Below are 14,618 nucleotides of genomic sequence, written 5' to 3' on the forward strand. Positions count from 1 at the left end.
TTATTATGAAGAAAAAAATAAATTATGCAGAAATTATGAAGGAGACAGGAATCCTGACTGTGGCGGTAGCCATCATCGCGGCAGCAGTCTACTTTTTCCTGGTGCCGAGTCATGCGTCGGTCAGCAGTATTTCCGGTCTCGGCATTGTGCTGTCTAACTTTATACCACTTCCACTGTCGGTCATTACGATGATCCTGAATGTGGTGCTTCTGCTCATCGGCTTTGCCACCTGCGGGAAAGAGTTCGGGGTAAAGACGGTGTACACCAGTGTGATGTTGCCGGTATTTTTAGGGCTTTTCGAGATGCTGTTTCCAAATTTCGGTTCCATGACGGACAGTCAGGAACTGGATGTACTGTGCTATATTCTGGTGGTCAGCGTGGGACTCAGCATTCTGTTCAACCGGAATGCATCTTCCGGAGGACTGGATATTGTAGCAAAGATCATGAACAAATATCTCCACATGGAGCTGGGCAGGGCAATGTCTCTGTCCGGTATGTGCGTGGCACTGTCCGCAGCACTGGTATATGATAAGAAGACTGTGGTTCTGAGTATTCTGGGTACCTATTTCAACGGAATCATTCTGGATCATTTTATTTTTGACAATAATATCAAGCGACGTGTCTGCATTATTACGAAGAAAGAGGAAGAACTGCGCCAGTTTATTACAAGAGATCTGCACAGCGGTGCCACGATCTATGAAGCCACCGGTGCCTATCATTTTGAAAAACACAACGAGATCATCACCATTGTGGACAAAAGTGAGTACCAGAAATTAATGAAATTCATCAATGAACTGGACCCCAAGGCGTTTATTACCGTATATAATGTGTCGAGTATGAAGTATCAGCCGAAGACTGGGGCCTTTTGACCCTGGCATCTTAATAATATGGTTACGGAGAAATGGAAATGAAAAGGGTGCAGAATATCGCAGTGATTGTGTTATCTGTCATATGTGTTGGAATTCTGGTTTTTTTATTGTGGAATTTAGGAAGTACAGAGGAGTCTGCACAGGAAATAATACCGGAAGTTCAGCCGGAATCTATGTCGGAACAGAGTGTATCGGATTCTGATGTGAGCGGCAACAGCGCAGAGAACAGTGGAGATCCTACGGAATTGCCGGAGACGGAAGAAAGTGAACCAGTGGAACCGGTGGATCTTGTAGAGCAGAAGGCAGAAGAACTCCTGGCAAGAATGACCTTAGAGGAAAAAGGCGGACAGATGTTCATCGCCCGTTGTCCGGAGACGGATGCAGCATCCAAGGTGACACAGTATCATCTCGGCGGATATATCTTATTTGCCCGGGATTTTACCGGGAAAACAAAAGAGGAAGTAACAGCAGCCATTCAAAGCTATCAGAATGCTGCGGAAATACCTCTGCTGATCGGTGTGGATGAGGAAGGCGGCACGGTAAACCGTGTCAGCAAAAATACGAATCTGCGGAAGACCCCCTTCGCATCACCGCAGGAATTGTATACCGCAGGCGGATGGGATATGATCCGAAGTGATACGCAGGAAAAATGTCAATTACTGCAGAGCCTGGGAATTAATCTGAATTTTGCTCCGGTATGCGATGTATCACAGGATCCGCAGGATTTTATTTATGCCCGCAGTTTCGGGCAGGATGCGGAACAGACGACGGAGTATGTGAGGACCGTTGTGCAGACCATGTCGCAGGAACAGATGGGAAGTGTATTAAAGCATTTCCCGGGATATGGCAATAACTCGGACACGCACACAGGGATCGCTTATGATGAACGTCCCATAGAGAGGTTTGTAAATTCTGATTTTCTGCCGTTTCAGGCAGGCATCGATGCAGGGGCGGATATGGTGCTGGTAGCCCACAATGTTGTCTCCTGCATGGATGATCAGGTACCGGCATCTATTTCTCTACCGGTACATAATATTTTGCGTAATGAATTAGGGTTTGACGGCGTGATCATTACCGATGATCTGGTCATGGAAGGAGTACGGCAGTTCGCCGGGGATGCGGAGATTGCCGTAAGGGCGGTACAGGCGGGAAACGATATGCTGTGCTGCACCGATTTTGAAGTACAGGTACCCGCAGTCATCAAGGCGGTCGAAACCGGTGAGATTACCGAGGAACGTCTCAACGAATCGGTTCTGCGTATTTTGAAAATGAAAATAAAGCTGGGCATCATTGCGGATACTGCGGATGCTCAGGACTAGAGAAGGCTCCGCAGTACATCCTCGGGCCGGGGAGTGTGCTGCGGATATTTTTCTCTCAACAGACCGGCAGCTCCGTCCATAATATAAGGATGTCCCACGATATCCAGCATGGATACATCGTTATAATTGTCACCGAAGGCCATGACATCCGCGAGGTCAAAGCCAAGAATTTTACAAATGGATTGCACACCGATGCCTTTGTTGGCAAGGGTAGTATCGATCCAGTAAGGTCCGGCCACTGCACAGTTCGCCTGCTCCCAGCGGGGGACAAAACGGTCAGCGTAGGCCGCTACGCCTTCATGGAGATATACGGAGACCTTTACGATGTCTTCCGGAATTTCGGAAGGATCCTGAATGACCTGATAGTTGTTGCCGATAAATTTGATTCTGTCCAGCATTCCCAGCCCACGTTCCATCAGATAAGCCGTATTCTGTCCGGAGAGCATGATTTCGCCCTGACCGTCACTCCGGTTCCACAGATCCTTCGCAATCTCTTCCGCCAGGGCACGGGGCATAGGATTTTTCGCAATACACTGCTCGTCCTTATAGATCACGCCACCGTTTTCACATAAGAAAATACAGCAATCCGCCACCGGAGCAAACAGCTTCCGCAGGCTGGTATACTGTCTTCCAGACGCCGGACAGAACAGAATCCCCCGGTCATGAAGTGCCCGGATCTGGTCAAAGATCTCGCCTTCCAATTCTTTTTTTCCATATTGTAAAAGTGTACCATCGAGGTCGCTGCAGATTAATCTGATTCCCATAGCCGGAATTCCTTTCTCTCAGAATGATAATTTTAAATAGTATATCATAAATTATACATGAATACTTATTTTTATTTAATAGCTACTTTTCCTGATTATTACAAGATATATTGAAAAAAATGCGGAAACATGCTAATATTTATGTATAAAAAATGCGGAAACAAGGAAAATATTAAAATAGAAAAATGCGGAAAGGAGAAAGAAAATGTTTAAGCGAAAAATATATAGTAAAATGTTAAACTGGAAACAAGAGTCGGATGGAAAAACAGCATTGCTAATAGAAGGTGCTCGTCGTATAGGAAAATCAACGGTTGTAGAAGAGTTTGCAAAAAAAGAATATGAATCTTATATTCTAATTGATTTCGCAAAAGCATCATCGGATGTCAAAGCTCTTTTTGATGATATATCTGATTTGAATTATTTATTTTTGCAGCTTCAATTACAGTATAGAGTGGATCTCCATGAAAGAAAATCCGTTATTATATTTGATGAAGTGCAATTATGTCCTAAAGCACGGCAGGCAATAAAAGCATTAGTAGAAGATCATAGATATGATTATATTGAGACAGGCTCTTTGATATCTATCAAGAAAAATGTCAAAGATATTTTGATACCCAGCGAGGAAAGAAGACTTAATATGTATCCTATGGATTATGAGGAATTTCTTTGGGCAGTGGGGGATCAGACTACTTTTTCGCTCTTGGCAAAATGTTATGAAGCAAAGACTGGATTGGGTGATAATGGAAATCGTAAGCAATTAAGACAGTTTCGGTTGTATATGCTCGTAGGAGGAATGCCGCAGGCAGTTCAGACTTATATAGAAACTAATAATTTTAGAAAAGTGGATGAAATAAAAAGAGATATACTAAATTTGTATGAGTCCGATTTTGCCAAAATTGATGCAACCGGAAGACTGGCAATGCTTTTTGATGCAATTCCGGCAGAACTAAATAAAAATGCAGCAAGGTATCAGGTTAATTCTGTCCTGAGAGGAGAGAAGATTGAGAAAGTACTTGAGTTGATTGCTGAATTAAAAGATTCTAAGACAGTATTGGTGTCGTACAATGTTAATGATCCAAATGCCGGAATGTCGAATACTAAGGACTTATCCAGATTTAAACTGTTTTTGTGTGATACCGGATTATTTGTAACATTAATGTTTAAAGACAGAGATTTTACAGAAAATGAAATATATGAAAAACTGCTTAGTGATAAGCTTAGTGTCAACCTGGGATATTTATATGAAAATGCGGTAGCTTGTTGCCTTGCCGTAAATGGGAATGAACTTTTTTATCATACTATAATGAATGAAACATCAAAGCATAATTATGAAATTGATTTTTTGTTAGCAAAAAAGAATAAGATCATTCCCATAGAAGTAAAATCTTCCGGTTATAAGACTCACAAATCACTTGATATATTTACGGAAAAATTTTCCGACAGAATTTTGTGCAGATATTTGGTTTATACAAAGGATATTAGCAAGGAGCAGGATATTTTCTGCGTACCTGTTTATATGGTTCCGTTTTTATAATTCGTTCCCCATTCCTGCATGGCATCCAGGATCGGACGCATGGTTTCCCCGAGGTCGCTCAGCGCGTATTCCACGCGGGGCGGCACTTCAGGGTAGACGGTCCGGGTGATCAGCCCGTCCTCTTCCATGGAGCGGAGGGAGTCGGTCAGAACTTTCTGGCTGATGCCCTCCAGACTTTTCTTCAATTCATTGAATCTCCAGGGGCGCATCATTAAATTTCTCAATATCAATAATTTCCATTTACTTCCGAACAACTGTACTGTGGTGGCTACAGGGCATTCCGGCAATTCGTCTTTCGTCAACATAAGATCACCTCGCAAAAGTATAAAATATAATGATGCCAGGGTCAAAAGGTCTAAGCCCACATGAGCTTGCTCATAAGTGGGTGAAAGACCTTTTGACCCGCCCCGATATGAGCATAAAAGTGGGATGATAATCCCACGATATGCGAATATTGGGTAGGGTGCTATGTGCCAGTGGCACATGTTTAGCACGGACCGAAGCGGAGCGGAGACGTGGGAGTGCGTAGCACGGAACAATCCGTAGGCATCAATTACAATGTAACATGATAGGCCGCATCCGTCCATAGGTTACAAAAAAGTGCCTATGTAATAAAAAAGTGCGTACTTTTTTTGCCGTTTTGGTCTTGTTATTCTGTAGATGCAACAGGCGAGAGCCTGAAAATACACAGATTACAGGAGGTAAGTAAAATGGCATTAGCAAACATTTTTGGATGGAACAGACAGGACAAGGCACAGACAAGTGCAGCCTGCGGAACAGCGTGTGGAGCGGCAGAAAAGCCCGCAGCTTGTGGCACAGCTTGCGGAGCAGCTGATAAGCCCGCGGAGAAACCCGCAGCCTGTGGCACAGCATGTGGCGCTTCCGATAAGTAAGTAAATCCAAAAGAGAAAGAAGGAGAGGGATAGGATGAGAAGTTATTTTTCTTTTCAATGGCATATCACAGATGAATGTGACCAGCGCTGCAAGCACTGCTATATTTTTTCCGGAGAAGGCTGCAAGGAGTTGAAGAGCATGACCTGGAAGCAGATGCAGGAGGTCGTGGCGAACTGCGAGGACTTCTGCAAGGTATACAACAGAGTTCCGTATTTCTATATTACCGGCGGCGATCCTATCCTTCATCCGGATTTCTGGAAACTCATGGTTCTGCTGAAAAGCAAGGACATTCCGTTTACCCTGATGGGCAATCCGTTCCATCTGGATGATCAGATCTGCCGGATGTTGAAAGCGTGCGGCTGTGAGAAATACCAGATGTCTCTGGACGGTATGCGTGAAACCCATGACTGGTTCCGCAAGCCCGGCAGCTTCGACCTGACACTGGAAAAGGTCGGTTGTCTCAACCGGGCAGGAATCAAAAGCATTATTATGAGTACGGTGTCGAAGACAAATATGAATGAGATACCGGATATTATTGATGAAGTAGTGAAAGCGAAAGTTAAGGTGTTTGCATTTTCGCGGTATGTGCCCACCGGTGGTGAGGTGGATACCGGCATGACGCCGCAGGAATATCGCAAACTTCTGGAGGTTTGCGACGCAAAATTTAAGGCATACGAAGCAGCGGGATGTGAGACCTATTTTAATAGAAAAGACCACCTGTGGACGTTGTACGAATACGAGACAGGCCAGTTTAAACTGCCAGAGAACGCATGCGACGGCATGATCTACGGAGGCTGTAACTGCGGCAACTGCCATATTACCATTTCCTCCAACGGGGATATCATGGCGTGCCGCAGAGTCACCGACAGCAGAGTGGCAAATATCTGGGAAGACCGGCTGGCGGACGTCTGGGTCTGCCAGATGGAAAAATACAGAGATTACGATAAATTCAAGAAATGCAGCAAATGTGAATTGAAAGCATGGTGCAGGGGATGCCCCGCCGTGGCAAACGGCACTACCGGAGACTTCTACGGTATGGATCCCCAGTGCTGGAAGACGAGAAACGAGATCACGGGAGAGGAGCTGTAAGATGGACTTAGCAACATGTATGAAAAAAATGGAACTGGTGGGAGTGTTGGCGTTTGCCACAGTGGACAGTGACGGTGCACCGCAGATCCGTAATATCAGCGCCATCCATTATGAGCCGGATGCCATTTATTTTTTCACGGCAAGGGGCAAGAACTTTTGTAAGGAATTGTTAGAAGATGGCAGAGTGCAGATCCTCTGCTATACAAAATATAAAGAGATGATCCGTATGTCTGCCAAGGCGTATGCTGTACCGGAGGAGGAACAGGCGAAATGGCGGGATATTATTTTCGAGGAACAGCCGTATCTGGCCAATGTCTATCCCGGTGATACAAGAAGTATCGGCATCATCTTCTGCATCGACCGGGCGGAGGTGGAATATTTTAATCTCGGTGTGAACCCTATTTTCCGGGACACTTATACACTGGGTGGTGGTACAATAACAAAAAAGGGTTATAACATTACCGAAAAATGCATTGGCTGTGGAAAATGTCGCACAAAATGTCCCCAACGGTGTATCGAGGAAGGAAAACCGTACCGGATACAGCAGAACCATTGCCTGCATTGCGGCAACTGTTATGAAAACTGTCCGGTGAAAGCGATCGTAAGAGAATGAACCAGAGTGAAAGAAGAAACTATTTAATCCAAATGCTGTTGAAAGAGCAGCCACAGTATGCCAAAATGCAGATTCCGAAAAAAAGTGAGGAGCAGAAGACGCTTCTGCGGGCACTTATGAATGTCCGGATGCCGGGTGAACTTTCGGAGGAATTTCTACGGATCCAGGATACCTATCTTGCAGAGGAAAATGCGGCCAAAGGCGTGGTAACACCGGCGGATATGGAGGAACTGTCCCCGGAGATTTATCTCTGGAAAGGGGATATCACGAGACTGCAGGTGGGAGCCATCGTAAATGCTGCCAACAGCGGTATGACCGGATGTTATCAGCCTTGCCATAACTGTATTGATAATTGTATTCATACTTATGCGGGGATCGAACTGCGGAATTATTGCAATGATATTATGCAACGTCAGGGATATGCGGAGCCCACGGGACAGGCGAAGATCACACCGGCATTTAACCTGCCCTGCGATTATGTGATACATACCGTGGGACCTATTGTACGGGGAAAGCTTACGGTAGAGCATGAAAGCCTGCTGATGTCCTGTTATGAATCCTGCCTGCGTATTGCAGAGGAAAATAACTTGGAAAGCATCGCATTCTGCTGTATTTCCACTGGGGTGTTTATGTTTCCCAATGAAAAGGCAGCGGAACTGGCCATACAGACCGTGAAACAGTATAAAGATAGAACAAAGTCAAAGATAAAGGTGATATTTAATGTTTTCAAAGAAGAAGATGAACGAATTTACAGGCGGTTCCTCGGATAAAACAGCTCTGATCAGAGAGAAAATACAGCAGGCGGATGCCGTTGTGATCGGGGCGGGAGCAGGACTTTCCACAGCAGCGGGATTTACTTACAGTGGCGAACGTTTTGAAAAGTACTTTGCTGATTTTGGAGAGAAATACGGTTTTTCCGATATGTATTCCGGCGGCTTTTACGATTATAACACGTTGGAAGAATACTGGGCTTACTGGAGCCGGTATATTTATGTGAACCGCTATATGGATCCGCCCACAGATTTATATAAGCAACTCTTTCAGCTGGTAGAAAACAAGGACTATTTCGTTCTGACCACAAATGTAGATCATTGTTTTCAAAAAGCGGGATTCGATAAAAACAGAATGTTTTACACCCAGGGAGATTATGGATTGTTCCAGTGCAGCAAGCCCTGCCATCATGGAACCTACGATAACGAGGAGATCGTGAAAAAGATGGTAGTAAGCCAGGGATATCGGATCGAAGCAGGAAAACTGACAGTACCGGAAGGCACACAGATCCGGCGTACTGTGCCCACCGAACTGGTGCCCCGATGTCCGAAGTGCGGCCGCCCCATGAGCATGAACCTCCGTGCGGACAATACCTTCGTCCAGGATGCCGGATGGGAAGCAGCAGCGAAACGGTATGAGAAGTTCATGGAAGATCATAGAGGACAAAACGTCGTATTTCTGGAGCTGGGTGTCGGTTACAACACACCCGGTATCATCAAATATAATTTCTGGCAGTATGCGCACAACTGGCGGAATGCATTTTACGTCTGCATCAACAAGGGTGATGCCTATGTCCCCAGGGAGATCGAAAACAAGGCGGTGGGAATCAATGCGGATCTTGCGGAAGTGCTTTATTTATGCAATTCCTGAAATAAAAAGATTGCTAATGATATTCCAAACGAGTAAGATAATAAGCAAGATGGAGTGACAAAATGTTGGAGTTTGTTTCTTCTATATCTGAATATTATAAAGATAGAAACTGTATTTACTGGCTATATGGGGAGGGCGTATGTACAAAAGAAAGCTTCACAAAGAAATAAGCAGCGGATTACTGGTATTGATCGTGGCATTTTCTCTGACAGGCTGCGGCAGCAGTAGGGACGCTTTGGAAATCTCTGATACCGAATCTGCTCAGGCAGAGGAAGTCGGTCAGGAAACCGCTACAGCCACCTCACAGACAATCCCGGAGATGACAACGGAACCTGAGCCGGAGAAACTTACCTACCAGACCGGACTATATCAGGAGAAAACCCTGGCGGATCAGGTCTCGGTGGATGCTGCCCGGGAGCTGCCGGAAGGAGAGTATGGTGTGCTGTCATACTCCTATGATGAGACAGTCAGTGTCTGGGGCAACGGTGCAGAAGACTGTCTGGTGATCCACGACGGAGACCGGGAATATCGGGTGGAGATCCCCTGGCGAAACATGTATTCGGCACCACCTGCGATAGAAGCCGCAGATTATGATGGGGATGGCGACAAGGAGTACTACATTTCTACCATACAGGGGACAGGAACCGGTATTTATGTGGAAGGACTGTATTATGTAGATGTACAGAAAGGAACCCCGAAGGTCTCCGAATATACAAATGTGGTTGAAGATTTTGACAGACGGATCCTTGCGGCGGATACGCTGGATGAACAGTTCCATACACTTCATGTGGATTTTCTGGATAAAAACGGAAAGATAGATGCTCAGAAGAGTATTGATCTGGATCAGACCCGTCTGTTGCAGAAACTGGAAGGATACACTTATAAAAGCATCGGTGTGGGGGCGCAGATCCGGTATGATTTTCGTGGAGGACAGCCCTTTGCAAATGTAGGGGTTGGCATAAATATGAACGAGATGGCGGACCTGGTTTATGAGACCGGCTTTAATATAACGGCACCGGTATCCATGCAAAAAGATGGTAATTTTTCTCTGGGAGATTTTTCGGTACAAAAAACATATTCTCGTTATCTGGAAGAGGAGAATATCGACAAAGAAGAACCGGATATGACAGAGGTCTATACCGGATATTATGATCTGACCCATAACGGCTACAAGGAAAAGGTCGTAACGAAGGTCTATCTGGAGGAGGAAAACGAAGACTTTACGGAAGCACTGCACAAAGCAGGAAACTGGGGAACGGTAGAGGTCTACGAGTATCTGGGAGACGGACAATATGGAATCATCCCGCTGTGGTCGCAGGAATTTGCCATTGCTCATGCCGGGAACGTACAGATATTCCTTACACAAAAAGACGGCTACGATTATCTGGTAGTGACAAGCTTCTGGACAGGGCAGGGTGTCTGCTATTATGACTATAATGTATTGTCTCCCGTGGACTATTCCTTTGACAGATATCATAATGAGCTGAACGGGGCAGATCACTACGACCCGCAGTTTTTCACAGGGCTGGAAAGCTGGCTGAAGGAGGATTCCCTCCTGCTTGCGGCAACGGATATTGATATGCCGCAGGGGCAGGAGGGAATTCTGACAACCAACGAAGAGACACATTATGCGGAAGAATATCTGAAGGTAAAAAAGGAAAGATTGCAGTCTGTGGAAGATATTGATTAAACCAATTATCTATGCCTGATAATTTTCGTTATCTGTATAATCACTGTCGGCATGAGAGCGAGCCCCACGATCTGACCAAGTGCTGTCGTAGGCAGAGCGGCTACGCTGAATACACTGTGCAGCCCCGGGATGAAGATTACCAGTGCCAGTAAAGAGACTCCCGCAGCGAAAGCATAGAGGCTGTATCGGTTTGAGGTCAGTCCCAGCCGGAAGATGGATTCGCTGCCACGGCAGTTAAAACCATGGAACAATCTGGCCAGTGTCAGTGTGGCAAAAGCCATAGTGGAGGCCATAGCCGAACTGACTGTCAGTCCGATGTGATAAGCTGTCATGGAGGCTGCTGCGATCAGCAGACCTTGTGTTATCATCGTAATCATAAAACCTCTGGTGAGGATTCCTTCCCGTGGATTCCTGGGTTTTTCCTTCAGAAGGTCATCATCTGCAGGTTCCATGCCGATTGCCAGGGCCGGAAGAGAATCGGTCAGCAGGTTGATGAACAGCAGATGTACCGGTGTAAGAGGCACAGGAAGTCCCATCAGGGATGTGTATAATACTGCTAAGATACCGGCGGTATTACCGGACAGCAGAAACAAAATGGCATTTTTGATATTTCTGTATACATTACGCCCGTTTGCCACTGCCTTGATGATCGTTGCAAAATTATCATCTGACAGAATCATGTCAGCGGCATCCTTAGACACCTCGGTTCCGGTAATTCCCATAGCGACACCGATGTCCGCCTTTTTCAATGCAGGAGCATCATTCACACCGTCTCCCGTCATGGAGACAATATTACCTCTGCGCTGCCATGCCTCTACAATCCGGATTTTGTTCTCGGGAGATACTCTGGCATAGACGGAGATTTCTGCGATCTGTTCATCCAGTTCGCTGTCGCTCATGGCATCCAGCTCCGCACCTGTCAGTGCAAGGTCTCCTTCTTCGAATATTCCGATCCGGCGGGCAATTGCCACTGCTGTTACCTTATGATCACCGGTGATCATGACCGGACGGATGCCGGCTCTCTTGGAAGCTGCAACGGCAGCCGCAGATTCCTCTCTGGGAGGATCTACCATAGAGATCAGTCCCAGGAAGGTATAGCCATACTCCGCATGGATGTCGAGATTTTCATCAGATTCCTTGTAAGCAAAAGACAATACACGCAGGCCATTTTTTGAAAAAAGCTGATTCTGCATACGGATCTTGTCTTTTTCAGCTTCCGTCATAGGACGGATACCATCGTTGCAGCGCACATAGTCACAGCGGTCTAAGAGAACATCCACAGCACCTTTGGTAAGGATCGTGGGTACACCATGCAGCATATATTTCGTACTCATCAGCTTTCTGTCGGAATCAAAAGGCACTTCCTCAAGGCGTTGCATGTTCTGCCTGAGGATATCTTCATGCATATTTGCTTCTTTCAAAATAGAAAATGTATCCGCTTCAATCCTTCGAAACATCTCTAAAAGGGCATATTCTGTAGGGTCACCGATGCCCTTGTCATCGACGATACTGGAATCATTGTTGAGGACAGCGTCGTAGAGCAGATAGCGATGTGTCTGATTCAAAAGGTCAAGCTGATCCGGCTCGTATAACCGGTCTTCTATATAAATCTGCTGCACCGTCATTTTATTCTGAGTCAGTGTTCCGGTCTTATCAGAGCAGATGACAGAGACACAGCCCAGACTTTCCACAGCTTTCAGATTCTTGATAATTGCATTTTCCTTTGCCATTTTCTGCGTACCAAAGGCTTGTACTATGGTCACAATGGAGCTCAGTGCCTCAGGGATCGCAGCAACAGCCAGTGCCACTGCAAACATCATGGAGTCCAACAACGTCATCCGGCGATAGATACACAGGCAGAATACGACAGTACATATGATCATGATCAGTATGGCAAGTCTGCTGCTGAACTTGTCCAGGCTCTCCTGCAGCGGTGTCTTGCGCTCTTTGGCTGCATTCATCAGTCCTGCGATCTTACCCAGCTCCGTCTCCATGCCGGTAGCAGTCACCAGCATCTCGGCGCGTCCGTAGGTGACCAGACTTCCGGAATAGACCATATTTGCCCGGTCAGCAAGTGCCACATCACCCTCTATAACGGCATCTGTTTTCTCTACATTGGCAGACTCGCCTGTCAGAGAGCTTTCATTGACCTGTAGCGAATAACTGTGCAGGATACGGCCATCGGCCACGATCATGTCACCCGCTTCCAATAAGACAATGTCTCCCGGCACAATATCCTTAGATGGAAGTTCCCGTTTCACACCGTCTCTAATGACTTTTGCACCGGGTGAAGATAACTGCCTGAGACTGTCCAGAGAACGCTGAGCCTTTACATGCTGCAGGGTGCCCAGGATGGCATTGATCACCAGTACCAGCAGGATTACAACGGTACTCTCCACATTGCCGGAAAACATGGAGATCGCTGCTGCAATGATCAAGATTACTACCAGCAGATCAGCAAACTGACTGATAAATACTTCCGGAATACTTTTGCGCCTGCTCTCCTGCAGGATATTTTCACCCTTTTCCAGGCGAAGCTCCTTGGCGCGGGCAGTGGTAAGCCCTTGTTCTGTCACCTGATATTTTTCCATGAGCTCTTTTACAGAAATATTCCAGATGTTTTTTTGTGTCATATACAAATCCTCCTTCTTTAAATAATGTACCCGGATCCTTTGTTTATCACGCAAAAAAAGACTTTTACTGCACGATAAACATACAATAAAAGTCTCGTTCCATTTCTGTAGAAGTGTACTGCCCGGTTAGCGACTGCCTGAGGCTTCACTAACGTGATGACGACCAACACAACACCGGTTACCCGATGTGAACTACTCCCTAATATTGGAAATATCCTAGCATATGCGAAAAGTATTGTCAAATATTTCTATTGGTTGCTATACATAGAAATTTTTTTTTGATAAAATAGGATCAAAAAGAAATCGGTCCACAGGAATAAGGTTTGCAAATTACGGAAAGGCAGGAAGGTTAAGAGATGAATGAAATGATCAGAAAAAGAAATGAACAGCTGGCCAAAACAGTGATCAAGGGATTACAGTCCCGTAACATGTCAGGTTATTACGCAGAGGATAAAGAAGCTGCGCTGAAGCAGGCACTGGAGCTGATCCCGGAGGGAAGCACCATCGCTATGGGCGGATGCATGAGCGCCGGAGAGATCGGACTGATCTCCGCTCTGGAAGCAGGTAATTACCACTATATCGACCGTTCTAAGATGGATGCCAGAGCAGGACTTATGGCAGCTTACGATGCGGATATCTTCCTTTCCAGTGCCAATGCCATCACCAGCGACGGTGTCATGGTCAATATCGACGGCAATTCCAACCGTGTCTCCTGCATAGCCCAGGGACCGAGGAAAGTAATCTTCATCGTCGGCATGAACAAGGTCTGCGCAGACTTAGACAGCGCTATGAAGCGTGCGCGAAATGTGGCTGCACCTATCAATGCCCAGAGATTCGACATCAAGACTCCCTGCAAAGAAACCGGGAAATGCTTCGACTGTAAGTCTCCGGATACCATCTGCTGTCAGTTCCTGATCACGAGATATTCCAGACATACGGACCGGATCCATGTGATCCTTGTAAACGACACCATCGGTTATTAGACAACAAAGGGGAAAAGACAATGACATTAGTATTACAAAAAGGAAGACCTGCCGATACTACCGGCAGACTGGACAAAGAGATACGCTCCTATGATCTGCTGGATGACTTAGGCGTGGAATATGACCGCGTGGATCACGCTCCGGCGATGACCATGGAGGACTGTAAGGAAGTGGATGAGATCCTGGAATCCATGGTCTGTAAGAATCTGTTTCTGTGCAACCGTCAGGAGACCGCATTCTATCTGCTGATGATCCCGGATACCAAGGTGTTCCACACCAAGGATCTGTCGGCGCAGATCGGCTCGGCAAGACTTTCTTTTGCCAAGCCGGAATACATGGAGAAATTCCTGGATATCACCCCCGGCTCTGTCAGTGTGCTCGGTCTGATGAACGATAAGGAACATCAGGTGAAGCTGTTGATCGATGAGGAGGTGCTGGATAGTGAATATTTCGGGTGCCATCCCTGCATCAATACCTCCAGCCTTCGTATGCGGACGGCGGATCTGATCGAAAAAGTGCTTCCCGCCATGGAACATGATTTTGTAAAAGTAAAGCTGTAAAAAAGCATCTATGAACTTACGAAATAAAA

Annotated in this window: 14 protein-coding genes and 1 pseudogene; 11 read left to right on the forward strand and 4 right to left on the reverse strand. The window is 46.1% G+C overall.

The features are described from left to right. Positions 1-5 precede the first annotated feature (5 nt). The gene (locus tag ACTRDR_RS09790) at positions 6-869 is read left to right on the forward strand and encodes a YitT family protein (RefSeq protein ID WP_440527240.1); all 864 of its coding nucleotides are present in this window, start codon (positions 6-8) and stop codon (positions 867-869) included. A gap of 173 nt (positions 870-1,042) precedes the next feature. Continuing rightward, positions 1,043-2,188 carry a glycoside hydrolase family 3 protein gene (locus ACTRDR_RS09795; RefSeq protein WP_440527241.1) on the forward strand — a complete coding sequence of 382 codons (1,146 nt, stop codon included), beginning with the start codon at positions 1,043-1,045 and terminating at the stop codon, positions 2,186-2,188. Here ACTRDR_RS09795 and ACTRDR_RS09800 read toward each other — a convergent pair. Further along, the gene (locus tag ACTRDR_RS09800) at positions 2,185-2,952 is read right to left on the reverse strand and encodes an HAD hydrolase family protein (protein ID WP_440527243.1); all 768 of its coding nucleotides are present in this window, start codon (positions 2,950-2,952) and stop codon (positions 2,185-2,187) included. The two genes, ACTRDR_RS09795 and ACTRDR_RS09800, sit on opposite strands and share 4 nt — an antisense overlap. 205 nt (positions 2,953-3,157) lie before the next feature. On the opposite strand from ACTRDR_RS09800, the gene ACTRDR_RS09805 reads away from it, so the two are divergent. Further along, entirely contained in the window at positions 3,158-4,486 is a 1,329-nt protein-coding gene (locus ACTRDR_RS09805; RefSeq protein WP_440527244.1) for an ATP-binding protein, read from the forward strand. Here the strand turns inward: ACTRDR_RS09805 and ACTRDR_RS09810 are convergent. Together ACTRDR_RS09810 and ACTRDR_RS09815 are read right to left on the reverse strand one after the other, a co-directional pair. Beyond that, a complete protein-coding gene (locus tag ACTRDR_RS09810) occupies positions 4,465-4,791 on the reverse strand; it encodes a winged helix-turn-helix transcriptional regulator (protein ID WP_440527245.1) in 327 nt (108 codons plus the stop codon). The two genes, ACTRDR_RS09805 and ACTRDR_RS09810, sit on opposite strands and share 22 nt — an antisense overlap. A gap of 50 nt (positions 4,792-4,841) precedes the next feature. Next, positions 4,842-5,073: pseudogene (locus ACTRDR_RS09815) on the reverse strand (hypothetical protein). 123 nt (positions 5,074-5,196) lie between these two features. On the opposite strand from ACTRDR_RS09815, the gene acgA reads away from it, so the two are divergent. From acgA to ACTRDR_RS09845, 6 genes are all read left to right on the forward strand, one after another. Continuing rightward, entirely contained in the window at positions 5,197-5,379 is a 183-nt protein-coding gene (gene acgA / locus ACTRDR_RS09820; RefSeq protein WP_440527247.1) for an ACGX-repeat peptide, read from the forward strand. A gap of 34 nt (positions 5,380-5,413) precedes the next feature. Continuing rightward, a complete protein-coding gene (gene acgM, locus ACTRDR_RS09825) occupies positions 5,414-6,469 on the forward strand; it encodes a radical SAM/SPASM domain protein, ACGX system (protein WP_440527248.1) in 1,056 nt (351 codons plus the stop codon). A 1-nt stretch (position 6,470) separates the two neighbouring features. After that, a complete protein-coding gene (locus tag ACTRDR_RS09830; protein ID WP_440527249.1) occupies positions 6,471-7,082 on the forward strand; it encodes a 4Fe-4S binding protein in 612 nt (203 codons plus the stop codon). Continuing rightward, the gene (locus ACTRDR_RS09835) at positions 7,079-7,852 is read left to right on the forward strand and encodes a protein-ADP-ribose hydrolase (RefSeq protein ID WP_440527250.1); all 774 of its coding nucleotides are present in this window, start codon (positions 7,079-7,081) and stop codon (positions 7,850-7,852) included. The genes ACTRDR_RS09830 and ACTRDR_RS09835 overlap by 4 nt, the downstream gene beginning before the upstream one ends. Then, positions 7,821-8,723 (forward strand): SIR2 family NAD-dependent protein deacylase, encoded by a 903-nt coding sequence (locus ACTRDR_RS09840; RefSeq protein WP_440527252.1) that lies wholly within the window; start codon positions 7,821-7,823, stop codon positions 8,721-8,723. The genes ACTRDR_RS09835 and ACTRDR_RS09840 overlap by 32 nt, the downstream gene beginning before the upstream one ends. A gap of 139 nt (positions 8,724-8,862) precedes the next feature. Further along, positions 8,863-10,413 (forward strand): hypothetical protein, encoded by a 1,551-nt coding sequence (locus ACTRDR_RS09845; RefSeq protein ID WP_440527253.1) that lies wholly within the window; start codon positions 8,863-8,865, stop codon positions 10,411-10,413. A gap of 5 nt (positions 10,414-10,418) precedes the next feature. Here the strand turns inward: ACTRDR_RS09845 and ACTRDR_RS09850 are convergent, their stop codons facing one another. Continuing rightward, entirely contained in the window at positions 10,419-13,046 is a 2,628-nt protein-coding gene (locus tag ACTRDR_RS09850) for a cation-translocating P-type ATPase (protein WP_440527254.1), read from the reverse strand. Between the two features lie 356 nt (positions 13,047-13,402). Here ACTRDR_RS09850 and ACTRDR_RS09855 point away from each other — a divergent pair, with 356 nt between their 5' ends. Together ACTRDR_RS09855 and ACTRDR_RS09860 are read left to right on the forward strand one after the other, a co-directional pair. Beyond that, complete coding sequence (locus ACTRDR_RS09855; protein ID WP_022155029.1) at positions 13,403-14,029, forward strand: lactate utilization protein; 627 nt, start codon at positions 13,403-13,405, stop codon at positions 14,027-14,029. Positions 14,030-14,049: 20 nt separating this feature from the next. Continuing rightward, positions 14,050-14,589 (forward strand): prolyl-tRNA synthetase associated domain-containing protein, encoded by a 540-nt coding sequence (locus tag ACTRDR_RS09860; RefSeq protein WP_440527255.1) that lies wholly within the window; start codon positions 14,050-14,052, stop codon positions 14,587-14,589. Positions 14,590-14,618 lie beyond the last annotated feature (29 nt).

The sequence above is a fragment of the Simiaoa sp. genome (assembly GCF_051972595.1).
In the GTDB taxonomy this organism is placed as follows: Bacteria; Bacillota; Clostridia; order Lachnospirales; family Lachnospiraceae; genus Acetatifactor; species Acetatifactor hominis.